Genomic DNA, 25893 nt, shown 5'->3' with positions numbered 1-25893 from the left:
GCTTTGTTATAAAGAAAGATTGATTTGTAATGAACTAGAGGACGTGATATAAATACGGTGTCCAATATAGTGATATTTAAGGAGGTATGAATAACGAAGATGTTAGATCAGAGACATATCCATGTATCGCCTCATGGAAACGATGAAGATGTCGGAACGAAGATACGTCCGTATGCAACGATTGCTCGTGCCCAAGAGGAGGCACGAAAATCCCAGGGAGTAAAGACAACTGTACATATTCATGGTGGGGTTTATCACTTGATGGAAGCGCTTCAATTCAGGGCGAAGGATTCAAGAACTGAATTAGATGCTGTAAGTTATGTGGCTGTAGAAGGAGAAGACGTTATCGTTAGTGGGAGTGTACAATTAAACTTGTCTTGGAAGGAATATAAGGACGGTATCATGCAAGCAAATGTTCCCTCACATTTGAAGCTGGATCAGTTGTATATAGATGGGTGCCAATATCATATGGCGAGATACCCCAATTTCAGTAAAGAAACGCGTATTATGAACGGTTATGCCGCCGATAGTCTTCATCCGGAGAGGGTGAACAGGTGGTCTAGTCCCAAGGGCGGTTATGTTCACGCCATGCATAGTCATCTTTGGGGGGATTACAGGTACCTAATTACGGGTAAAGTTGGAGCGAATCAACTCATCCTTGATGGCGGGTGGCAGAACAACCGTCAGATGGGCATGCATGACGAGTTTCGTTATGTTGAGAATATTTTTGAAGAATTGGATGCACCCGGTGAATGGTATCATGATGAATCGACAGGCATGTTGTATGTGTATCCTTATCCGGAAACGGATTTGAAGGAGAGTATCGTTGAAGCTAGTCATCTGCCTCATCTTATTGAATTTATAGGAAGTGAAGATTCACCTGTTAGTCATATCCATATCCAAGGAATTACGTTTACACATACAACCAGAACATTTATGGACAATAAGGAGCCGCTTTTACGAAGTGATTGGACAATCTATCGGGGCGGAGCGATTAAGATGCATGGGGCGGAGAACTGTATCCTTCAACAATGTACATTCCGTCAACTTGGCGGAAATGCAGTATTCGTGGATGGCTATAATCGGCACGTCTTCGTCAAACAATGTCTTATCGAGGATGTTGGATCAAACGGGATTGCATTTGTTGGGCGGCCTGACAGTGTTCGAAGCCCACTATTTAATTATGAAGAAAGACAGAAGCTTGGGGATATAGACACTACCCCGGGACCAAAATCGAATAATTACCCAGCAGAATGTATGGTTGAAGATTGCTTGATCACAAAAATCGGACGTGTCGAGAAGCAGTCTGCCGGAGTACAAGTTTCGATGGCGCTGGACATTACCATTCGTCACTGCAGTATATACGATGTGCCAAGAGCTGGAATAAATGTATCAGAGGGAACGTTTGGAGGACATCTGATTGAGTATTGCGATGTGTTCGACACGGTACTCGAAACGGGGGATCACGGATCATTTAACTCATGGGGGCGAGACCGGTATTGGTTGCTTGAAGATGTGGACATGGATACCATACGTATGGAGGAACATAGTGAGTTATCTAATCTGCCTAGGCTAGATATGATGAGGCCGGTGATCATCCGCAATAACCGCTGGCGTTGTGACTATGGATGGGACATAGATCTAGACGATGGATCGAGCCAGTATGAAATCTATAACAATCTTTGTCTTGCTGGAGGAATTAAGCTTCGAGAGGGTTTTGATAGGCTGTGTGAGAATAATGTGATGGTGAATAACTCATTGCATCCCCATGTCTGGTTCAAGGGTAGTGAGGATATCGTGCGGGCCAATATTGTTTTTACAGCATATGCACCAATTCGTGTAGAGCAACCGTGGGGACGGGAGTGCGACTGGAACCTGCTTCATGAGAAGGGTCTTGAAGGTGTGAGGGTAGCAGAGGAGCTTCAACAACAGAGCGGGGCGGATACACATTCGATTAAAGCAGATGCGATGTTCGTCGATCCAGCCGTTGGCGATTATCGGGTCAGGGAGAATTCACCCGCACTTACCCTCGGCTTTCGTAATTTTGCAATGGATCAATTCGGCGTGAGGACCCTTGATCTGCAGAAGATTGCTAAAACACCAAAACTACCACAGGTTGGTGATACGGTCAGTGAATCGGGTCGTGAGCATCAGTATGCGTCATGGGATCAATGCAAAGTAAAAAATATTGTTGGTATGGGCGAGGTCTCTGCCGCTGGTTTACCATCGGAAACAGGGGTACTCATCGAGACGATACCATGGGGAAGCTGGCAGAATGAATTTGGGTTTCAGATTGCCGATGTCATATTGGAGATAAACGGTGGGATCGTTGATACCGTTGATGATTTACAGTTATTGTACGAGGCGGTTGAACATGATTTATGTGTCACGGTTTTTAGGGGACAGAAAAAAGTGATCGTTCAAGGAAAGCTGTAAAGTTAGTTTAAGTCTAAGTAAGGCTATAAATGACGACTTTTCATTCAAATGATGAATGGAAGGTCGTTTTTTGATATAAGCTCATGGAAAAGCTCTTGTAACCCCGGAAAAATCATATCTAACAAAACTATTGAATTTTTATACAACCAGACGTATAATTCACTTAATTAACGTTAATTAAATTTAGGATGTGATCAATTCATGACCAGAAATAAGTTGAGGGAAGCAGCCATGGTGCTCTTTGGTGAGAAGGGGTATGACGGTACGGCGTTGTCTGAAATCGCTAAAGCAGTTGGGGTAAAGACGCCTGCCATCTATGCTTTTTATAAGAACAAAGAAGACTTGTTCCTCACAGCATTTAAGGAAGCAATGCATGACTACAACTCTTTCATACAGCAATTATCTGAAGAAGGGGAGACCTCAGGGGTGAGAGAGAAGCTTCATGGGGTGTTACGTAGACAATATAAATATTACATAAGTAGTAGAGAATCTAATATTTTTGTGTTGCGTACGCTTCTTTTTCCACCGACATTCCTAAAACAAGGGATAGAAGAGGCTTTCTTTGAATCTGATCAACTGTTGTCCAAGACCATTGAGGACTTCATGCTGCATGGGATGGAGGAAGGTTCCATACCTGATCAACCGATAAAGCCGCTTGTGGATGCTTTCTTGAACTTAATGGACGGTCTGAGTATGCAGTTCTTTTATTACAACTCTAATGAAGTGTTTGAACGGAAACTGGAAAGTACCTTTGATTTGTTCTGGAGAGGTACTCAGTCTGTAGCTTCCACTTAGGAGTTGAATCAACAGGGGGAGTCTAGCGATGGGTGAGGCAAAAAGTGTAGTTCAAAGCACAAGCAACAGTGGTAAGATTCAAGATTTCGAGCGGGAGCCTGTCCCGCAGCATTTACGCAAGCATTGGTTATCTATGGCATTCGTATGGATTGCTATTGGGATTGATCTTTCTGCCATGTTTTTGGGTGCGGAGCTAGGAGCGGGAATGAATTTATCAAGCTCACTGACAGCAACCTTTATTGGATCTCTGATTTTGGGTCTTATCGGTGCACTATGTGCTTATGTAGGGGCCAAAACAGGTTTATCCACTGCGATGATCAGCCGCTTCTTGTTCGGAAATAGCGGAGCACGTATGGTTTCGGTGATACTAGGAATTTCATCCCTTGGATGGTTTGGCGTTCAAACCGGATTTTTTGCCTCTAACATGCAGACCGCTTTGTTAGATCTATGGGGCATAAAAGCTTCTTTAGGATTACTGTCATTCATAGGTGGCGTCCTGATGATGTCAACTGCAATATGGGGATATCGTTCAATTGAAAGACTGAGTGTGATGTCTGTTCCCCTTCTTGTTATATTTATTTTTATTTCTTTGTTTGTTGCTTTTCAAATCAATGGTACATCTGCGATCTGGGAACCGATTAGTGGGAGTCCACTTCCGATGGGGACAGCAATATCTCTTGTAATCGGCATTTTCATGTTAGGTACGGTACTATCACCCGATATCGCACGCTGGGCACGGACACCAAAGCATGCCATTATTGCTGCATTTGTTGGATTTTTTGTAGGGAATAGCTTCATGACGGTAATCGCGATTTTCTTATCTAGAGTGATGGATTCAAGTGATTTAACGGGCATATTCTTAACGATTGGACTCGGGTTCCCTGCAATTATCGTCCTTACTCTGGCACAATGGACAACCAATACCAATAATCTGTATTCCGCTTCGCTAGGATTCTCGGTTGTATTCTCACGTGTTCCTAAATATATCATTACCATCGTGGCCGGATTGTTCGCAACTCTACTGGCTGTATTCGGTATCTATGATAATTTCCTCACGTTTTTAACGTTTGTAACGATGCTGATCTCACCGATTGGTGGTATTTATACGGCAGAATATTTGCTTATCAATAAGGCGAAATTCACATTCGATGGATTGGATAAGAACCAAAACTGGGTTGTGCGTTCACTTTGTGTGTGGGCAGTATCAAGTTTCTTTGCGTATATGACAACAGCAGCACCGGACGGTTTAGGCTTATTTCAATTAACGCAAGTTCCAGCTTTGGATGGGTTCATATTCGCATTTATTGTGCAGTGGATCGTTGGTAAAGTAGCAAGTCAGAAAGGATGACAACAAGATGAGTACATTCGTATTAACGGAATTGGATGAAAAAGCAATTGAATATATAGCGGTAGGTGCTGCCGTTCTGGGAACGGGCGGTGGAGGAGATCCACATATCGGAAAACTGATGGCAATCGAGGCAATCCAAAAGCATGGACCAGTTAAGGTTGTACGTCCAGAAGATTTAAACGATGATGATTTGATTGTACCGTTATCCATGATTGGGGCTCCAACCGTGATGAATGAGAAAATTCCAGCGTTATCACAAATGACCAAACCCCTGGAACTTATCGAAAAGGAATTAGGAAGAAAAGTCACAGCACTCATGCCGATCGAGGTTGGAGGTGGTAACTCTCTTATTCCGGTTATTACCGCAGCGGAACGTGGCATTCCTGTACTGGATGCAGATGCGATGGGACGAGCTTTTCCAGAATCTCAGATGGTGACATTCTACTTAGATGGTATGGATCCAAGTCCAATTACGATGGCAGATGAACGTGGAAATGGTATTCTTCTCCACGCCATTGATGGGGTATGGGAAGAGCGAATTGCTCGAGCTATTACGATACAAATGGGGGGCTCTGCGTCGATTTGTGATTACCCAGCAACAGGCGCTCAGATCAAAAAAAGTGCTATTCCGTATACTCTATCCCTTGCTTATGAAATTGGAAGAACGTTGTTTGAATCAAAAGACCTGAAGCAAAACCCTATAGAAGCATTACTTAAGCAATTGAACGGGTATGCTCTATTCCATGGCAAAGCCGCAGATATCCGTCGCCGGATGGAAGGTGGATTTACAAGAGGAGAAGCTACATTTGAGGGGACGGGCGATCATAAGGGGCGTTCGATGAAGCTCTTTTTCCAAAATGAATTCTTATTGGCGTCAGAAGATGGACAATCTTTAGCGGTAACACCTGACCTCATCTCTCTGTTGGATCAGGATACAGGAATGCCAATTACAACTGAAAATCTAAAATATGGAGCTCGCGTGACAGCTGTTGGCTTCCCATGTGATCCCAAATGGCGCACGCCGCAGGGCCTGAATACGGTAGGTCCACAGTACTTTGGTTACGATGTTCCATATGTGCCCATTGAAGAATTAACGTCTGTACAGAAGGGAGCGAAACAACATGACTAACAACTTGCATGTACAGATCGACGAAAATGAAGTGTACCGTATAGGTATCGACGTAGGTGGTACGAATACGGATGCTGCGCTTCTGGATTCAAGATTGAACACGATTCACACGGTAAAAGTGCATACAACCCGAGATGTGAACGATGGTATCGTGGAAGCTGTGCGTAGATTGCTATCTGAGAGTGGTGTGAACCCAGCGCATGTGAAGTACGCCATGCTCGGGACAACACACTGTACCAATGCCATTGTCGAGCGAAAGCATCTGGGTAAAGTTGGACTTATTCGACTGGGCGCACCGGCAACAACAGCCGTTCCTCCTCTTGCTGGCTGGGATCATACGCTCAAAGCAGCGGTAGGAACCCATGCGTATATGGCTAAAGGTGGCTATGAGTATGACGGTCGTACCATAGTAGACATGGACGAATCTGAGATTAAGGAATTTGCAGAACGAATGAGAGGAGAGGTAGACGCTGTTGCAATCTGCGGCGTGTTCTCTCCAGTGAATACTTCGCAAGAAAAGCGCGCTGCGGAAATTGTGCAGTCTGTATTAGGTGCTGATATGTCGGTCACACTCTCGCACGAGATTGGTAGTATTGGGCTCTTGGAACGAGAGAATGCTTCTCTGTTAAATGGTGCTCTTCTAGGTGTGATCTCCGGTGTTGTCAAAGGATTTGAAACGGCACTTGGCCAGTTTGGTATCAACGCGAGCGTGTATATCTGTCAAAATGACGGAACGTTGATGCGAAGCGACTATGCACTTCGGTATCCAATTCTGACAATTGCTTGCGGACCAACGAACTCGATTCGCGGCGCTGCACATCTATCTGGTCTTCAGGATGCACTTGTGCTCGATATCGGCGGAACAACGACGGACGTTGGCGTTCTTACCCAAGGGTTCCCACGCCAATCTTCAACGGCTGTCGAACTCGGAGGGGTGCGCACGAATTTCCGCATGCCAGATATTCTCTCCATTGGTATCGGTGGAGGTACGATCGTTCGATCTGGTGAAGCTGGTGTTACAGTAGGTCCAGACAGCGTAGGGTACGAGCTACTGAAGCGAGGTCTTATTTTCGGTGGAGATACACTAACGGCAACGGACGTAGTGGTTAAGCTGGGCCGATCTGAATGGGCAGATGCACTTACGGATGGTATTGATGAACAGATTTGCCGCCGCGCAGATGAGATTATGACTCAAGATATTGAAGATGCTATTGATCGAATGAAGACGAGCGCTGATCCGGTAGACGTTATTCTGGTAGGGGGCGGAAGTATCCTCGTAGCTGATGAACTGTCCGGCGTATCTCGTATTGTTCGACCAGATCATTATGATGCAGCGAATGCGATCGGTGCTGCTCTGGGTGAAGTCAGTGGAGAAACAGAGCGAATCTATTCTCTCGATGATATGACATATGATGAGGTTATGAAGGAAGCTCGCCGTCATGCAATAGAACAGGCAGTACTTGCTGGTGCCGATCCAGACACGGTTCAAATTGTATTCACTGAAGATATTCCGATTGCGTACTTACCGGGCAATGCTTTGCTTGTGAAGGTGAAGGCAGCAGGTAGACTTTAATTTAATAGTAATTCAAAACAGGCGTCTTTTGAGAAGGGAGTAACTCTTCGAGGAAGACGCTTGTTTTTTTGCTATATATAGAACGTATAGGAGAAAGGGTTCATGTTAGAAGGAATATAATGTATTCTATCGAAAAGGTAAGTTAACTAATCAGACAGTGGAAAGTAGGGATGCTTACAATGAATGGCACAGAACAGCGTAAATACTGGATAGATACGATGATTAGGATTGGTGACCCCGTGTTATCTTCCTTGGCTCAAAGAAAGTTACGGGAACAGTTGCCCACAGAATTTCATAGAGAGCGCAGTCACTTTGCTCATCTTGAAGCCTTTGCTCGACTGGCCTGCGGCATAGCTCCTTGGCTCGAATTGCAGGATCTGGATGGAGAAGAGGAACAACGTAGACTTAAATATACCGAGTTAATGCTGCAATCTCTGGACGCGGCTACAGATCAGGATTCGCCTGATTATATGGACTTTGATTCCGTCGGTCAACCGTTGGTAGATGCTGCGTTCCTAGCCCATGCTCTTGTACGTTCTCCCCGTAATATTACAAGTAAACTGGATGATCGAGTTAAGAAGAATCTGATTTCGGCCTTCAAAAAAACACGTCATATGATACCCGGGCCGAACAACTGGCTGTTATTCAGTGCAATGGTGGAAGCGGGCTTATATATTCTGGGTGACCCAGACTATGACAAAGTGCGCGTCAATTATGCTATTCGTATGTTTATGGATTGGTATAAAGGAGACGGCATATATGGAGACGGAAAGGATTATCACTGGGATTATTACAATAGCTTTGTGATTCAACCGATGCTGGTTGATCTCATCCATCTTTTTGAACAGGATTCATATGCATATACAGGTTTCAAGCCGATCATTCTTGAACGAGCCAAGAGATATGCATCGATTCTGGAACGGATGATTTCACCTGATGGGACGTATCCCTTGATCGGACGATCACTTACATACCGCTTCGGTGCGTTTCAGCATTTGGGACAAGCGGCATTGCAGCATTTCTTAGACGAACAGATCAATCCAGCTCAGGTACGTTGTGCGCTTACTGCCGTTATTAGGCGTACCATGGAAGTCCCCGGGAATTTTGATGACAACGGTTGGCTGCGCCCAGGCGTATATGGTTATCAGCCAAATCTTGCAGAAGCATATATTAATACCGGCAGCTTATATTTATGTTCTGCAGTATTCCTACCGCTGGGTTTATCGCCCTCTGATGAATTTTGGTCTGCGCCAAATGCGAAGTGGACCTCCCAGTTATTATTGTCTGGTGAAGACTTACTGGCTGATCATTCGATTGAAGCCTGATTATGGTGATTTACTTCCTCAGCCTTCCATAAACTTATTCAGGATGTTCTTTCCGCTTTTGAATTGTTGAAGGGGTAGGTCCTTATTAAGCTCTCTGTTCAATTCGAATTAGAACAACAACCACCCCGGATCTCTCGTGAAGAGAGATGCAAAGGGTGGTTGTTTGTGTATTTACTTTCCGTTGCCCCGTAAAGCACTTGAATCAACATGGAAGCGAGGTCTCCATTTTGTTAGGAGATTATTAATAATCTGGGTGCAGAAGCTTTTCGTTCACTTCGCGGATGGCTTGCTGCAGCCCCATCTGATTATAGGTTTTGATATTCTCACGCCATAACTTGATAGGATCTTCCGTGCTTAGCGCGACTTCCGTCAGATCTTCTAGCGGATTAATGGAAGCACTTATGTTGTCTTTATGCGGCGTCGAGAGCGAGATGATCGAATATTTAAACGGGGTGGCCCGTGCATTTCTCAATAGCCAGCGCATTTCCTCGAGACAAGCGAGAATATTTCGTTCCCCATATTTGATTTTGTTCATTTCGTCGAGAGGATAGGTTCGTTCCAGCCCCCAAGAAGCAAGCGAATGCAAGGTGTTCGTCGAAGGATACAGCTTCTGAATGCTGACAGGTTGTCCTGACGCTTCGCGAGGTCGTGTAATCACGATCTGATCGTCGATCTCCACATAGTCTTTACCCTCAATCCCGTACTGCATTAATTTTTTTCCTTCGGGTGAGAGGAGATAATCATAAAGCTGTAAGATACGATCCATTTTCTCTTCATTTACATTCGCACTGAAATAACTCTCCGTTGAATAGGTTGGAGCGACATAGAAGTAGCGATTTCCATCTTCGGCAGGCCATAAATGCAAGATTTTGACCGCATCGTAGAAATCTTGTTTTGGATTAGATTTGTTCCACAGTTCAACGAGCTTGCTCATGCTCTCCGGCGTCCCTTTATAGACCAAGGCGCCAGCTTTTCCCTGCGTGAATTTGGCGATCGCATCATCTTCCTTCATGAGGAAGAAGTTCGGATCAAGCCCTTCGCTCTGATACAATTGACGGAATTGTAAGGCAACCTGCTCCATCTTTTGCGAGGCGTAATAAGGAATCCATTCATTATTCTCCTGGACCCACTGATTCGCAGCGAATTGCGGGAAGGTCGGACTGAATATCCAAGAAAGATAGTTCATGCTTGCGGCAGTTAACCCCACGGTATCCTGCAGACCATTGCCATCCGGATCATCTTTGGTGAACGACTCGAGCAAGGCGGCGAACTCTTCGAAATTGCGCGGGTCGGTGCGTTGCAGGTGATCCATCCAGTCTTGACGGACGAATACGATGCGTTCCATCATCCACAGATCGTTGGTTGGGTAAGCGATGCGCGGCAGCATATACAATTTTTTTTCTCGTCGCAGTGCGAGCGTATCGGGAATTTGTGCAATTTTGTAGACATTGGGATATTTCGATAGATCGCTTGGCAGTGGTCGAATGAGGTTTTGTTTGATCCAATCGGCATAGATGCCAGGTGAATTGATGACGAGGGAATGGGCGAATAAATCGGGGAAATTACCTGAAGCTGCCCATACTTTGAATTTCTCCTCGTGGTCTGTCTGGCTCACTTGAATTGGCTTGAAGGTAATATTGAAGTCATGTTCGAGCTTCTGAAGTACAGCATCCTTCTTCTCGAAGTCTCTGCCGATGTCCCAAAAGGAGATTGAGATGGTGAGAGGGTTACCGATCTCAGACGTGGGAGCAGGCGACTTTGCTTCGTTCTCATCCGTCTGCTTGCATCCTATAACTATCGTGATGAATATGGCGGTGAATAGCAGTATGACGTAATTTTTGATACGAACCATTCCACCACTCCTTGTATTTATGCTATTAAAAGAATAGTAATGGAAAAGTTTCATCGAGTAAATAGTTTTGCCCCAAACATATGGGAAAATTTATGATAAGATATCAATTGTATATGATACGTTTAGTAGCGGTAAATGATACGTTTAGTATCTGTGAATGCTAGGGGGACAAGCAGTGGTCTTTTATCGTAAACTATCGATTCGTTCGCAGCTGCTGTTCATCGCACTGCTCATTACAGCGGTGCTGTTGTTCATCATTATGACGACGTATGTTCAAATGTCTAGCATTATTAGTAATAATAACGAACAACACACGACAGCGTTGAGTGCACAGATCAAGGAGACGGTGCATGCGAACCGGGATGTTATCGATCGGCTCATGGCGAATATCGCCTATAATCAAGATGTGCAAAATTTCCTCACTGAACAGAATAACTTGCAAGTCTACGGATATTCCAAGCGAATCAATAGCCTGCTCATCAATATGACGACGCTTAAGGAAGGCATTCTGGATATTGTGATTCATGGCGAGAATGGACGTTGGTATGATCTATTCGGAGGCAAGCGGTGGACGGCACCGTTCACGGATAGACTCGCTCCGAAGGACGGAATACATTATTTCGGCTTACAGCATTTTGAAGGTGCCTATCAGGTTGAGAACAGTCTGCTCGTCGGGATGAAGATCAAGTCTTTCCAATCAGGCGATCGGTTCACCTCGGTCATTGGAACGTTATTCTTCGTCATTGATCCCAAAGCGTTAATTGGTTCATCCGGTTCGATCACGAAGCAATATGCGATGCAATCGTATTTGGTGGATCGAGATAATAAAATTTTCTCTAGTAATGACCCGAATGAAGTCGGCAGTGTACTGAACGCGATGATTACAAGCGATGCCCCGCCCGGAAAATCGAGGAATGTTGAGCTGAATGGGACCCAATATATCGTGCAGACGGAAGACTTACCGGAAATCAACAGCGCGATTATCAGTATCATACCCGAGGATGAGCTGCTGCGGGATATATCGAAAATACGAAAGCTGGAGCTGATTATTCTCATTATTGGGGCCGTGATGATGTTCATCTTGTTCAAACTCGTTATTAGCAACATCCTGTACCCGCTCAAGAAACTGATGGCCTTCATTAACAACATCAAACGAGGGGATCTCGATACACTCAAAAATCGGATCCATCTACAAGGTTATGCGGAGATCACGGTGATGTCGAACGGACTGAACAATATGCTGGACGAAGTAGATACTCTGACGCGGCAGCTCTTAGAGTCGAATGCGATGCTCTTTGAAGCAGAGCTGGAGAAGAAGAAATCGGAGCTATCATTCTTACGCAGTCAGATCAATCCACATTTTCTATATAATACGCTCGAAATGGTCAAAGGCATGGCTGCCGTCAAGGGTGCACATGAAATTCGAGAAATTGCCAAAGCGTTAGGGCAGATCTTCAGATACAGCATAAAAGGGGGAGACACCGTATCGCTTAAGACGGAGATGGAAGTCGTCGAGTCGTACATCCAAATCCAACAAATTCGATTCGGGGATCGGTTCCAGGTGCATTATGAGATCGCAGAGGATACATGGATGTGCCAGATTCCGAAGATGATTTTTCAGCCGCTTGTCGAGAATGCCGTATTTCACGGACTGGAGCTGAAAGAAGATCAAGGGACGTTGACGGTTAGAAGTGTACTAAACGAGCGGCAGGAACTCATCATTACAGTTAAAGATAATGGGCTAGGGATCGATCCCGGCCGACTGCGCCAGATCCAGCATGCGCTGAATCAATACGAGAACAAGGAGCGTGATCCAGAGGAACCGCAAATTTCGAGTATCGGTCTTGCAAATGTGAATAATCGAATTAAGCTGACATATGGCCATCCCTATGGATTGTCGATCGATAGCATCTATGGGGAAGGTACGCAGATTCAATTACTGATGCCAACGAGGGGGAAGGAACATGGATCGATATAGCGTATTCATTGTCGATGACGAGAGCTGGGTCGTAGAGAGTCTGAAGGTAAGTGTGGATTGGAAGCAGTACGGATTCGAGGTTGTCGGTGAGGCCTATAACGGGCTAGAAGCGCTTCAGTCCATTCGGGACATGAAGCCGGACGTTGTCTTCACCGATATTCGGATGCCGGGGATGAGCGGTCTTGAGCTGATAAAGAAGGGGTCTGAGCTGCACTACCTTCCGAAGTTTGTCGTTGTTAGCGGTTATGCAGAATTCGCTTATGCACAGCGGGCATTGAATTATGGCGCGACTGCTTACTGCCTCAAGCCATACGATGATGAAGAGATTGCAAATTTACTCAAGAAACTAAAAAAGACTTTGAATATGGAGCGCGATCGTTCCGAGACCCAGTTGATTCAGCTACTAGCCGACAATAATGAGGACAGCATCGAGAAAATTAAGGAAGCGCTCGAGATCCGAGGGCTGCACATAGATAGTGGACAAGCGGCGGGGCTCATGGTATGTACGAGTGAGGGAGATCCCTTCGTCCATCTGGATGCAATTCGGATTCGTATCGGTAAATCCAAAATGTTGTACATGATGGCTTATGACCAGCTGGAGGTTGTGATGTCTGAGCTGGAGACGCATCTGCCGGATGGCGTTCGAGGGATTGGGGTTAGCGGTAAGATTTATGACTACCTAATCATCAGTAAGGAGCTGGAGCATGCGACATTGCTCTCAAATCAGTATTTTATGACAGGGCATGCGGGGATATATCGGTGGATTCCCGCATCACGCGGTGTACTGAAGGAGACGTTCAAGAAAATTGGTACGGCGATCACGAATCAAGATCACACAGCGCTAGGACAGCTCTCCGATGAAGTCAGCATGTTATTTCAACAAGAAGGGTACACAGTCAAAGATGCGCTTCGGTTTTATAATGTCACATTGTCCTTTCTCTACCTCCTAGATGAGGATCAGCAAGAGCAGATGGTGATGAGCTACGAGCAGCTGATGGATCATTTCGAGAATGTCACAGATATGAATGCGTACTTAAGAAGCTTATCAATGAAGTTAATCCGTAGGCTGCCTGAATATGAGATGAGAGAGACGACGAATGAGACCTTCATGTCGATCTTGCAATATGTTCATGAGAATTACCGAAGTACGATCACGATTCAGAGTCTCACGCAGAAATATTACATTAATCCGAACTACTTGAGCCAATTGTTCAAAAAAGAAGTCGGCGAGACGTTTACCTCCTATATGACGAGATTGCGAATAACCAATGCATGCAATTTATTGGAGCAGACGAGATTGCGGGTAACAGAAATTGCGGAGAAAGTAGGGTATCAGGACTATTTTTATTTCACAAGAATGTTCAAGAAGATTACGGGACATACCCCAACGCAATTTAGGGAACAAAAAGCAAAGTAACAAGCAAATTAAGCTTAACGATTACTTCACTATGCACAAATCTTAGTTTTACTATGGATGATTGTTGGATGTTAGGACAGGGGAGTTGTTTTCCCTGTTTTTTTGTGGCTTCTTATGTAAAAAAACAACTAAAATATGTGAATACAACATTGACGCAAATTGTTCTACAGTAAATACAGACAAATTGTAAGCGATTACAGGTTGTTGAGATTTAGTAAATTCAACTTCAAAACGAGGGGGAAATGAATTGAAAAAATTTAGAGCATGGACCATGATACTCATTTTGACGATGGTAATCTCGATTATCGGGTGTTCAAGCGGCGGCAGCAATACCGCCGAGAAGCCCGCGGACACCACCAAGCAGACGGATACGACGGATACGACAACAACGACAACCGAACCTGCGCAAACAGAGCCGAAGGAAGAAGAGAGCATGGATTTCGGCGGGAAGCCACTTCGTATTGGTCAGTGGTGGGGTATGGATGCCTATTTGAATGACGAAGAAAAGGAAAGACAGAAGAAAGTGGAAGAGAAGTACAATACGAAAATTGAATATGTGACGGTTGAGGATACAAATTCCCGTCTGATCACCTCTTCGGTAGCTGGTGAACCATTCGCAGATATCGTTATGATTCCGCTTCGTGAAGCGTTCCCGAAACTGGTTATCGAAGGATATGTGCAAGCGATCGACGACAAGCTTGACTTGAATAACCCTGCATTCGGTAAGAACCCTGTTACGTTATCGAATGGTAAATACCAAGGCAAGCAATATGGCGTAACGCTGCCATACACGGAAAGCCACGGCTTGTATTACGACAAGACGATGTTGACGAAGATGGGTCTGCCAGATCCGTACGAATTGCAAGAAAAAGGCGAATGGACATGGGATAATTTCCTCGACATTCTGAAGAAAGTCAAAGCGAACGGCAAGAAGCCGCTCTACGTGGATAGCCCGCAACTCTTAGCCTTCTCCTTGATCGCGACGAACGAAGGTCAGATCGAAGACGATACGACGAACAAAATTACGATGGATGAGCCAAATTCGATGGAAGCGATTCAATTCTTCAGCGATTTGTACAATGTCCATAAAGTTGTAGACTCCGAACAGAATTTCGGCAGCGGTGAAGAAGCATTCGTTAACGGTTATCGGTGGGATAACCTCGGCTATGTCAAAGACAAACCGAACGATATCGGCTATGTATTCTTCCCGAAAGGTCCGAAGGCTACTGCTTATGTAACACCATATGACAAGATGAATATGTGGTATATTCCGTCCGGTGTGAAGAATGCGAAGGCCGTTCTAGCGGCATGGAGTGAGCTGTATGAGTTCGATGTTGAGAAGGGCAAACAAATTCAGTTGCAAAAAGAAGAGCCAAACATGAAGAACAAAGAATCGCTTGATACGATGAAGAAAATGTTCGACAGCACGTATAAGGTCATCAACTATAAAGCGTACGTTGGTCTCTCGGATGTCGTAGAAGAAGCATTCAAGAATATTGCTAGCGGCAAGGAATCACCTGCACAAGCGATACAGCGTGTGAAACCGATGGCGCAAGCGGCGATGGATGTTACGACGAAGAAGTAAACCATTTTGCAAATGATGTAATGGAAGTACCCCGAAGCATCTCACTGCTAGGGGTACTTCCATTACATAGGAGGGGAATCCTATTGATGCGGAAGAATAAATATCGAATCACGATCATTGCCCTGCTCACTGCGATATGCATCGCTTCTCCGCAGACGTTACAGCTTGCGCCGGTGAATTATGCAGAAGGGGAATTAGCTAATGTGGAGTCAGAGATCCGTTTAGGATCTACGAATAAAGATGGCTATGACCAATATATTGCGAAGTATGCGAAGGCACCAATTCCAGAACGTGAGCTCATCATCCGAGGTGAGACGTACGCGAGGGCGGAGGGCATGGACGTATCAGTCGTGGATGGCATTGAGGGTGCTACTGGGAAAGTGATTCAGACGGGTGAATCCGGAACCGTCTCATGGGATATTGATGTGTCAGAGGAAGGGCTCTATCAAGTTGCGGTTCGTTATCAAGCCATGGAAGGCAAAGGTTCTGATATGGATCGGGAGTTCATGATTGATGGCAAGCATCCGTTTGCAGAGAGCAAGAATCTAGTATTCCGTAGACTATGGAAGGATGCAGGCGAGACCGTTCGGGACGAGGACGATAACGACTTGTATACGACACAGGTGGAAGTACCTGCTTGGCAAGAAGTGCTCATTGACAGCTCAGATGGGCGCTATGGAGAACCGTACTCATTTTATTTTTCCAAAGGAAAACACGTCATATCACTCGTCTCTGCGAAGGAGCCGATGATGATTGATTATATAAAGTTACGTCAACCGGATCTTGCACCATCCTATCAAGAAGTCGCAGCGAACTATAAACAGAATGGTTATCAGGAAGCGAAAGACGCGCTGATCAAAATCCAAGGCGAGAAAGCAGGACTCAAATCCAGCTCGATGCTCGTTCCGATGATGGATCGCAGTCCAGCGAATGAGCCGTATAGTATGTCCAAGATTCGCTTAAATACGATTGGTTCCTTCAACTGGTCGGAAGCGGGGCAATGGATATCCTGGGATGTGGAAGCGCCCGAAGATGGACTATATAAGATTGGTGTGAAGTACAACCAGAGCATGCAACGCGGCGTTACGTCCTATCGGAAGCTGCGTATTGACGGCAAAGTACCTTTTGCGGAAGTAGAGAATATGGCTTTTAATTTCTCAACGAATTGGGAGATGCAAGAGATTGGGGATGGCAAAACACCTTACTTGTTCTACCTGACAAAAGGCAAGCATCAAATCCGGATGGATGTAACACTTGGAGAGATGGCGATCTACCTGCGAACGATAGAATCCAGCGTTCTGGAGCTAAATACCTTATATCGCCGGATCGTTATGATTACGGGCACGGTTCCGGACGAATATCGCGACTATCAGCTGGATAAGAAGCTGCCGGAAATGATCGATTCATTCCGCAACCAAGCGAATATCATTAGCACGATTTCAAGCCAGATTGAGAAATCAACAGGCGGAGGCAGTGACCGAACGGCAACGCTCAATCGAATCGTGATACAACTGCGAGATTTGGCGGAAAATCCTAATACAATAGCTCAACGACTGGAGACATTCAAATCGAATATTAGTTCACTCGGATCATGGATTTATTCCATTAATTTCATGCCACTATCAATTGACTATCTCGTCGTAGCCTCGCCGAACCAAGAAATGCCGAGTTCGAACGCCAGCTTCTGGCAGAAGTTCAGACATCAAGTAGGGACCTTCTCGCTCTCGTTCTTCACGGATTACAATGAGCTCGGATCAACGAAAGGGAAGGAAGGCAAGAAGATCAAAGTATGGATCACGTTAGGTCTGGATCAGGCAAAGGTCCTTAAGCGAATGATCGAGGAGACCTTCACCCCAGATACAGGCGTTGGTGTAGATCTTCAAGTTGTTACAGAAGGCGTATTGCTGCAAGCGATGCTCGCAGGACGTGGGCCGGATGTAGCTTTCCAGGTATCCAATGAGAAGCCGCTGAACTATGCGCTCCGGGGCGGTGTTGAAGATTTGTCGAAGTACCCAGGCTTTGATGAGGTGAAGAAGGAATACAGTGAGAGTTCCTTCGTGCCTTTCGAATTCAATGGCGGCGTTTATGCACTGCCTATGGATGAATATTTCCCGGTCCTGTTCTATCGCAAGGATATATTGGATGAGCTGAATATGAAGGTGCCGCAGACGTGGGATGATGTTTATGCGATGGTGCCTGAGCTGCAGAAGCACAATCTGATCTTTGGTTTCCCGATTCAAGTCCTCGTAAAGACGGGGTCCAATGTACAGGATAGCGGAAGCTTGCCACTAAATCCGACGTTCGGGATGATGTTGTATCAAGAAGGTGGAAGTCTCTACTCTGATGATCACAAGTCAAGTGCACTCGATTCCGAAATCGCGATGAAATCATTCATGAAGTGGACGGAGCTCTATACGACGTATAAATTGCCGCTAACAACGGATTTTACGAATCGCTTTCGTAGTGGAGAAATGCCGATCGGTATTGCTGATTATCCGAAGGTCAATCTCGTGAATGTCATTGCACCGGAATTGAAAGGATTATGGGATTTCACAATAACGCCGGGCACAGCGTTGCCAGATGGGACGATTCGAAGGGATGTTCCTTCAGCAGGGAACGGCACGGTGATGCTAAAAAGTAGTGAACACAAGCAAGAAGCATGGCAGTTCATGAAGTGGTGGGCAAGTTCGGATACACAGGCAAGATACGGCAAACAGATGGAAGCGATGTTCGGCATCGCGGGACGTCTGCAGACGGCGAACAAAGTCGCAGTGGCGCAGCTCCCATGGCAAGTGAAGGACTACAAGACGCTCATAGAACAATGGAAATGGACGAGAGGCGTTCCTGAAGTCCCAGGCGGCTATTTCACAGGTAGACATCTGGACAATGCCTTCCGTAGTGTCGTTATCTCTAATGATGATCCGCGTGAGTCGCTCGACAATTATACACGCTTTATTAATGACGAAATGAAGAAAAAACAACGAGAGTTTGGGTTGTCGAACGAGTAGAAAGAGAGGTGATTGAGGTGCCTAATCCGGTTGAACTGAACGCAAGCATACCAGAACCCGGCCGCGTAGTTCCTTCGCCTGTTCCGAAGAGACAGCCTGGCAAATACGCAGAACTGTGGAACACGATGAAACAGCATAAACAAGGGTATGTGCTGCTCGCTCCTTATTTTTTCTTATTCTTCATCTTTACGGCGTTTCCCGTCGTGATGGCCTTTGCCCTGAGCTTCACCTACTACAATGTGCTCGAATCGCCGAAATGGGTGGGTTGGGAGAATTATGCAACGCTGTTCCTAAAAGACGAGATTTTCCTCGTCGCACTGAAAAATACATTGTTATTTGCGCTCATTACCGGTCCGCTCAGCTATATCGCTTGCTTCATGCTGGCCTGGTTGATCAATGAATTATCACCCAAAATTCGAGCTGTTGTTACGCTTCTCTTCTATGCCCCTTCCATTTCGGGGAATGTGTATTTGATCTGGCAGGTGGCGTTCTCTGGTGATTCCTTTGGGTATGTGAACGCCTTCCTTATGAAGTGGGGATTTATTTTTGAACCGATTCAATGGCTGCAGGATCCGAAATATATGCTCGTCATCATCATGATCGTGCAGCTATGGCTGAGTCTGGGTACCGCATTCCTAGCGTTCATCGCTGGTCTTCAGAGTATGGACCGCACATTGATCGAAGCCGGATCCATCGATGGGGTTAAGAATCGTTGGCAGGAGCTATGGTATATTACTCTGCCTTCGATGCGCCCGCAATTGTTGTTCGGCGCTGTCATGCAAATCTCCAGCTCCTTCGCCGTTGCTGAGGTGGCAACGAGCATGGTCGGCTTCCCAAGTCCGCAGTATGCTGCGCATACGATTGTTACACATTTGAACGACTACGGTACGATTCGATTCGAGATGGGCTATGCTTGTGCGATTGCAACGATTTTGTTCGTGATTATGTTAGGCTCGAACATGATTATTCAGAGGCTGCTCAGGAAGGTGGGGGAATAGAAGCGATGCAACTCCAATTTCGGTTACGGAGAGAGAAGAAAGTAAACCGTTCGATGCCGGTCGATATCGCGATCTTTGTTCTACTGGGTGCAGCTGGTGCCTTTATGGCGGTCCCTTTTGTCTTCATGATTAGTACGGCACTGAAGCCACTCGATGAGATGTTTCTATTCCCGCCGACCTTTATCGTGCGCACGCCGACGCTGGATAACTTCTACGATTTGTTCCTGATTTTCGCGAACTCGTGGGTACCTCTATCCAGATATATCTTCAATACTTTTTTTGTTGCTTTCTTAGGGACGGCAGGCCATGTCATTCTTGCCTCAATGGCAGCGTATCCGCTCGCCAAGATGAATATTCCAGGGAAGAATTTCTTGTTCGGACTGGTCGTACTGTCGCTGATGTTTGCATCGCAGGTAACATCGATTCCTACTTATCTGACCATGACATGGGTCGGTCTGCTGAACACGTATTGGTCGCTGATTTTTCCGGCATTTGCAACATCACTTGGACTCTTTCTCATGAAACAGTTCATGGAGCAGATCCCGGATTCACTGCTTGAAGCAGCGAAGATCGATGGAGCGAGCGAATATCGTATTTTTTGGAAAATCGTCATGCCGATCGTGAAGCCTGCGTGGCTCACGCTCATTATTTTCTCGTTCAAGGGGTTATGGGGAACGGGGTCGGGGAGTCAAGGCTCTTCATACATTTACAGCGAGCAGCTGAAGACGATGGACTATGCATTCAGCCAGATCTTATCCGGCGGCTTCGTCCGGTCTGGTCCGATGGCAGCTGCTGCCCTAATTATGATGATCGTGCCCGTGGCGATATTCATTTTTACACAAAGCAATGTTATTCAGACGATGTCGACATCGGGGATGAAAGATTAAGGATGGAAGGGAGGAGCGCGCGTGGCGATCAGGAAGGTAACGGTCTGGCTGCTCATTATCATGCTTCTTGCGGGGAATACGACCGCAGATGCTGACGTACCAGATCACGGTTATAACTATTCGTACTGGAGAGAAGCAGAGCCAGCGCCTTATCCATATATTAATGAGGTTGAAATTTACGGGTCGGGACTTGGAATCGGAGATTTCAATGATCCCCAAGATGTGTACGTAAGCGGCCGCAATCATATCTATATTGCTGATACGAGCAACAATCGGATCGTGCACCTGGATGAGAGCGGGAAGCTGGTACGCGTCATTGATTCATTCGATAATACAGGAAAGCAGGATACATTCAATAAGCCGAATGGTGTGTTTGTTGATCCAGGTGACAATGTGTACATCGCTGATACACAGAACAACCGAGTGGTTCAGCTCACGGATGAAGGGAAATTGCTTAAGGTCTTCGGTCCACCGGTATCGAGCATCATTCCGAAAGAGTTCCAATACTTCCCGCTGAAAGTGTCGGTAGATAAGACGAACCGTCTCTATGTGGTGGCCCAAGGTGCATTTGAAGGGATCATGGAATTCGATATCGAGGGGGATTTCCGCGGCTATATCGGGACGAACAAGGTTAGATTTAGCCCTGTCGATCTTTTCTGGAAACGCTTCTCCACGAAGGAACAGAGCAGTCAGATGCAATTATTTCTTCCAGTGGAATTCTCCAATTTGGATATGGATGACCGCAGATTTATCTATACTGTCTCATCGGAGGCTAATTCGCCGGAGCCGATCAAACGGATCAATCCGGGCGGCGAGGATATTCTGCGGCGTGAAGGGTATTTCGATCCGGCAGGGGACGTATCTGCGATTCATGTTGATGCAGCGAAGCAGACGGCGATTCAAAATGCTGGGAGTTCAGTTTTCGTCGATGTCATCTATGATGAGAGCGGGATGTACAGCGCGCTCGATTCGAAGCGTAACCGGATATTTACGTATAACAACGACGGCAATATGCTGTATCAATTTGGTGGTACGGGAACGACCTCAGATCATTTCCAGAAGCCGACTGCGATAGATATGTTAGGCGATCGGATGGTCGTGCTTGACGGCGGGACGAACCGATTGGTCATCTTCCGTCCTACCCGCTATGGATCATTAATTCGAGAAGGCGTGAAGCAACACTACAACGGCAAGGAAGATCAAGCAGCGAAGAGCTGGGAAGAAGTGCTCAAGCTCAATGCGAACTTCGATATTGCCTATATCGGGATCGGGAAGGCGTTGCTCAAGAAAGACGATAACAAACAAGCGATGGAATATTTCAAGAACGGCAACAACCGTAAGTATTACTCCCAAGCCTTGAAGCGTTACCGTACGGAATATATGTGGAACAATTTCGGAACAGTGATGACCATTCTATTCCTGGTTGTGGCTGCTGTGGTTGCAGGAAGGCTGTATATGCGCCGGAAGCTCGCGACGACTGCGCATTATATCGACACGGGTGTCATTAAAATGCCACTCCGCACGATGGTGCGTCCATTCAGCAGCTTCTGGGAATTGAAATACGAGCATAAAGGGAGGATCTGGATCGCACTCGGCATTCTGATCTTGGTCGTCTTGACGATGATTCTAAAGCGACAGTATGCGGGGTTCATCGTCAACTTCAACAAATTAGACGAGCTGAACAGCGTGGATGAGTTGAAATTCATTGTGCTGCCATTCCTCTTATTCTGTATTTCGAATTGGTCGCTCACGACCTTGATGGATGGCGAAGGCAAATTCAAAGATATCGTGATCGCCGTCGGATATGCAACTCTTCCGCTGGTTGTCATTTTCCTACCACAAGTCCTATTTAGTAATATCATTACGATCGATGAGACACCGTTTTATTACCTGCTCGACTCGATCGCCTACCTGTGGTTCGGATGGCTGTTGTTCATCGGTACAATGACCGTACATCAATATACGATCGGCAAAACAATACTGACGTTAATTCTAACCGTACTGGTGATGGCGTTTATCGTCTTCTTAGGTCTTCTCTGTTTCAGCTTAGTGCAACAGATGATTACCTTCATTGAGGCGTTATATCGTGAGATCATCGTGCGGTTGTAAGGGGGGATCGGTGTGAGACTGAAAACAGTAGGCTGGCTTCTGACGGGTGCGGCTCTGGTCCTGATCATCGGGTATACGGGGATACGGATGATAAGCCAGACGGATAGCTACGAGCGTACCGCTGCCAAGACGAACAACGAGGCGAACATTGAGAAGTCTGCGGAACCTACCCCATTTGGCGCCAGTGGTACGAACGGACCTCAGTTGGTAGCAGAGACGCAGGCGCTTGCGCTGTATATAGATCCGGCGACAACGGAAATCTCGGTGAAGGATAAGCGGAATGGTCATACGTGGTATTCAAACCCGCTCGACCGCGAGTCGGATAAGAAAGCTGAAGGCATTAATCGCGATAATCTATCTTCGCAATTTTCGATCGCTTATAACAATGATAAAGGTCAGAACTTCTATGTGAACAATTTCGCTGAGGCCATCAAACGCAATCAGTTCGAAATTCTTAAGACATCGAAAGGGATTAAAATTGTCTATCAGCTCGGCAACTTCCAGAAAGGGATGGAAGCCATCCCGCAGATCATTAGCAAGCAGCGTATGGACGAAATGATCTTATCTAAAATTGCAGATGAAGGGGAAAAGTTCGAAATCGAGAAGCGTTTCAAATTTGATGAAGTGAAGCAAATCTATACGCGTAAAGAGATGCCGGAATATGTAGTCAAAGACGTCGTCGCTATTCTAGATTCCGTAGGGTACACAGCGGAAGAAGCGGCGAAGGATAATATGCATAATCAAGCTGGAGGGCAGAAGCCCACGGCTGCTGCAAGATTCACCGTTCCAATCGAATATTATTTGGACGATGAGAACTTCATGGTCGAGGTTCCTGTACGAGAAATTCAGGATACGAAGGAGTTTCCGATTGATTCGATTCAGGTGCTTGAAATGTTCGGCGCAGCGGGTGTGAATCATCAAGGATATATGTTCGTTCCTGATGGATCGGGTGCGTTGATTCACTTGAATAACGGAAAGATCTCTGTTCCGCAATACGACATGCCGATTTATGGTAAGGATCAGTCGCTAAGAGAGAAAGATGTTGTGAAGGAATTCAAGCAAGCGGCGAGACTGCCAGTCTTCGGGATGAAGCAAAGTGATCAAGCCTTCTTCTGCATCATTGAAGAGGGGGATGCAATCGCCTCGGTAAATGCGGATGTCAGCGGGCGGGTCAATACGTATAACCGCGTCAGTGCCAAGTTCCTGCTCAAGCCGATGGAGTCGTTCACGTATCGTGCGGGGAGCGTAAAGAAAGACAGTCCAATGTTCCCTGAGCTCTACCAAGGGGGGATTAAGCTGCGCTACGCCTTCCTGCCGAAGGAATCCGCAAGTTATGTCGGCATGGCGAAGTACTATCAAGACTATCTGGTGAAGAGCAAGAAACTCACCAAGCTGGAGGCAGAAGCAGAGACACCATTTGTGTTGGATCTGGTCGGTTCCATCGCGGTTCGAGATACGTTCCTCGGCATTCCATATCAATCCGTGAAATCGCTAACCAGCTTTGAACAAGCGAAATCCGTACTGGCGATGCTCAAACAGCGCGGTGTGAAGCAGATCAAGCTTCGTTATTCTGGTTGGTTCAATCGGGGAGTGGATCATGATTTCCCCGATGATGTCGATATTGATTCCGCATTGGGAGGAAAATCGGGTCTTCAAGAATTAATTCGTTATGCCAAAGAAGAGGAAATCGAACTCTATCCGGATGTGTCCTTCTTACGGGTGTATACGACTGGACACGGGTTCAAGCCCAAGCGAGACGGTGCTAGCTTCTTGTTACGGGAAGGCATTGCGCAGTACAAGACAGATCTCGTAATGGGAAGCCGTGGGGAACTAGATTATTATCTTCTCTCGCCAAAAAAGCTGCCGGATCTCGTGGCGAGTTTCTTGAAGGATTACGAACCTCTGCAAGTTGGCGGTCTGTCGCTGCGTGATCTGGGTGATATGATGATTTCCGATGTCACTTCAGGGAGAACGACTGATCGAGAGCAGAGTGCGGCGATCATCGCGGATAGCGTAAAGTTGCTTCAAGAAAAAGTAGGAAACACGATGGTGAGCGGTGGCAATGCAAACGTTCTGCCTTATGTGAAGACAATTGTTGATGCGCCATTAAAGAGCAGTATGCTCAATTTTGCGGATGAAGAAATCCCATTCTATCAACTCGTGTTGCATGGATATATGGATTACGCGGGATCGCCGATCAATATGAGCCCGGACCAGAGCTATAAATCGAATGTGCTGAAGACGCTAGAGACCGGATCCAACGTGTATTATCAATGGTTCTATGAGAAGCCTTCTGCTGTGCGAAATACGGAATTTAACGACTTATATTCGGCGAGTTACTCGAACTGGCTCGATGAAGCGGTTCAGTATTACCGGGAGACAAACGATGTGATGAGAGGACTACGTACGCAGACGATCGTCAATCATGAGAAGCTCGCAGATCATGTGTATCGCACGACGTATGAGAGCGGGACATCGATTACGGTGAACTATAATCAGACGGACGTGATTGTGAACGGTACCAGCATCGCGGCTGAAGGTTACTTGGTAGGGGGGGGAGGGCGATGAAGAAAGGACTAACGATGTCGCAGAAAAAATCGTGGATCGGTGTCATGTTCGTCGTGCCGTGGTTCCTCGGGTTTGTATTCTTGTTCGCGATTCCACTATACGAGTCATTCGTGTACAGCTTCAACAATCTAACGGTCGCGTTAAATGGCTTCGATACGAAGTTCGCAGGCTTGAAGTTCTATCAAGAAATATTCTACAAGCATCCTACCTTCAATCGTGTATTAATGGATTCGATTACGAGCTTGCTCGTTAATATTCCTTCGATCATCATCTTCAGTCTATTCGCCGCCTCCCTGCTGAATCAGAAATTCCGCGGCAGGGTAGTCGCACGGGCGATCTTCTTCCTGCCGGTCCTTCTTGCGACAAATTTGCTCTCGATTGAGCAGAGCAGCGATTTGGCCAGTGTGGCACAGACGGTTACCGGCGGAGTGGATGGAACAGGGTTCACGAGCTCGGAGCTGGAGACCTTAATGCTGCAGTCCGGCTTCGGCAGCGAATTGACGTCGTATATTACAAGCTCCGTGAATCGAATTTATGAAATTATCAGCCATTCAGGGGTGCAAATTCTTGTCTTCCTGGCGGGTCTTCAGTCCGTATCACCGTCACTATACGAGGCGGCGAAGATCGAAGGGGCAACAGGCTATGAAGCTTTTTGGAAAATTACGTTCCCTATGGTAAGTCCGCTCATTCTCACGAACATTGTCTATACGGTCATCGACTCGTACAACTATAACAAGTTAAGCTTGCTGATCAACGATACCGCCTTTAAGGCGCTGAACTTCAGTCTTAGCGCAGCGATGTCATGGGTGTATTTTATCATCACATCCATTATTCTGCTCATCTTAATCCGCGTCGTGTCGACGAAGGTGTTCTATCATGATTAGT

The 25893-nt window shown here is 46.2% G+C and carries 16 protein-coding genes; 15 read left to right on the top strand and 1 reads right to left on the bottom strand.

What is annotated here, in order from left to right; all coding sequences use genetic code 11:
• Positions 1–99 precede the first annotated feature (99 nt).
• The 6 genes from ACK8P5_RS14125 to ACK8P5_RS14100 all read left to right on the top strand — a co-directional run bounded on the left by ACK8P5_RS14125 (position 100) and on the right by ACK8P5_RS14100 (position 8606).
• Positions 100–2436: a hypothetical protein gene (locus tag ACK8P5_RS14125; protein WP_422656915.1), complete on the top strand. Its 2337-nt coding sequence runs from the start codon at positions 100–102 to the stop codon at positions 2434–2436.
• Positions 2437–2637: 201 nt separating this feature from the next.
• Complete coding sequence (locus ACK8P5_RS14120; RefSeq protein ID WP_422656914.1) at positions 2638–3231, top strand: TetR/AcrR family transcriptional regulator; 594 nt, start codon at positions 2638–2640, stop codon at positions 3229–3231.
• 28 nt (positions 3232–3259) lie between these two features.
• Positions 3260–4579, top strand: coding sequence for a cytosine permease (locus ACK8P5_RS14115; protein ID WP_422656913.1), 1320 nt, complete (start codon positions 3260–3262; stop codon positions 4577–4579).
• Positions 4580–4586: 7 nt separating this feature from the next.
• Complete coding sequence (locus ACK8P5_RS14110) at positions 4587–5708, top strand: DUF917 domain-containing protein (RefSeq protein WP_422656912.1); 1122 nt, start codon at positions 4587–4589, stop codon at positions 5706–5708.
• Entirely contained in the window at positions 5701–7281 is a 1581-nt protein-coding gene (locus tag ACK8P5_RS14105; RefSeq protein WP_422656911.1) for a hydantoinase/oxoprolinase N-terminal domain-containing protein, read from the top strand. Before ACK8P5_RS14110 ends, ACK8P5_RS14105 begins: the two co-directional genes overlap by 8 nt.
• Before the next feature lie 179 nt (positions 7282–7460).
• Positions 7461–8606, top strand: coding sequence for a DUF2264 domain-containing protein (locus ACK8P5_RS14100; RefSeq protein WP_422656910.1), 1146 nt, complete (start codon positions 7461–7463; stop codon positions 8604–8606).
• 241 nt (positions 8607–8847) lie between these two features.
• Here ACK8P5_RS14100 and ACK8P5_RS14095 read toward each other — a convergent pair whose 3' ends face one another.
• The gene (locus tag ACK8P5_RS14095) at positions 8848–10458 is read right to left on the bottom strand and encodes an extracellular solute-binding protein (protein WP_422656909.1); all 1611 of its coding nucleotides are present in this window, start codon (positions 10456–10458) and stop codon (positions 8848–8850) included.
• Between the two features lie 175 nt (positions 10459–10633).
• Between ACK8P5_RS14095 and ACK8P5_RS14090 the strand changes: the two genes are divergently transcribed.
• The 9 genes from ACK8P5_RS14090 (at position 10634) to ACK8P5_RS14050 (ending at position 25892) form a co-directional block, all read left to right on the top strand.
• Positions 10634–12436 (top strand): sensor histidine kinase, encoded by a 1803-nt coding sequence (locus ACK8P5_RS14090; protein ID WP_422656908.1) that lies wholly within the window; start codon positions 10634–10636, stop codon positions 12434–12436.
• Positions 12423–13853: a response regulator transcription factor gene (locus tag ACK8P5_RS14085; protein WP_422656907.1), complete on the top strand. Its 1431-nt coding sequence runs from the start codon at positions 12423–12425 to the stop codon at positions 13851–13853. Before ACK8P5_RS14090 ends, ACK8P5_RS14085 begins: the two co-directional genes overlap by 14 nt.
• Before the next feature lie 247 nt (positions 13854–14100).
• Positions 14101–15438: an ABC transporter substrate-binding protein gene (locus ACK8P5_RS14080; RefSeq protein WP_422656906.1), complete on the top strand. Its 1338-nt coding sequence runs from the start codon at positions 14101–14103 to the stop codon at positions 15436–15438.
• 86 nt (positions 15439–15524) lie between these two features.
• On the top strand, positions 15525–18446 hold the full coding sequence (locus tag ACK8P5_RS14075) for an extracellular solute-binding protein (RefSeq protein WP_422656905.1): 2922 nt from the start codon (positions 15525–15527) through the stop codon (positions 18444–18446).
• A 17-nt stretch (positions 18447–18463) separates the two neighbouring features.
• Positions 18464–19444 carry a carbohydrate ABC transporter permease gene (locus tag ACK8P5_RS14070; RefSeq protein ID WP_422656904.1) on the top strand — a complete coding sequence of 327 codons (981 nt, stop codon included), beginning with the start codon at positions 18464–18466 and terminating at the stop codon, positions 19442–19444.
• 5 nt (positions 19445–19449) lie between these two features.
• A complete protein-coding gene (locus ACK8P5_RS14065) occupies positions 19450–20331 on the top strand; it encodes a carbohydrate ABC transporter permease (protein WP_422656903.1) in 882 nt (293 codons plus the stop codon).
• A 21-nt stretch (positions 20332–20352) separates the two neighbouring features.
• Positions 20353–22440: a YIP1 family protein gene (locus ACK8P5_RS14060; protein ID WP_422656902.1), complete on the top strand. Its 2088-nt coding sequence runs from the start codon at positions 20353–20355 to the stop codon at positions 22438–22440.
• A gap of 12 nt (positions 22441–22452) precedes the next feature.
• Positions 22453–25008, top strand: a complete 2556-nt coding sequence (locus ACK8P5_RS14055; RefSeq protein WP_422656901.1) for a DUF5696 domain-containing protein — start codon at positions 22453–22455, stop codon at positions 25006–25008.
• Positions 25005–25892 (top strand): carbohydrate ABC transporter permease, encoded by an 888-nt coding sequence (locus ACK8P5_RS14050; RefSeq protein ID WP_422656900.1) that lies wholly within the window; start codon positions 25005–25007, stop codon positions 25890–25892. Before ACK8P5_RS14055 ends, ACK8P5_RS14050 begins: the two co-directional genes overlap by 4 nt.
• The last annotated feature ends 1 nt before the right edge of the window (position 25893 follow it).

The organism is Paenibacillus sp. EC2-1 (assembly GCF_049311625.1).
GTDB lineage: Bacteria > Bacillota > Bacilli > Paenibacillales > Paenibacillaceae > Paenibacillus_AQ.
The sequence above is the reverse complement of the archived record's forward strand: the minus strand, read 5'-3'. Positions and strand labels throughout refer to the sequence as shown.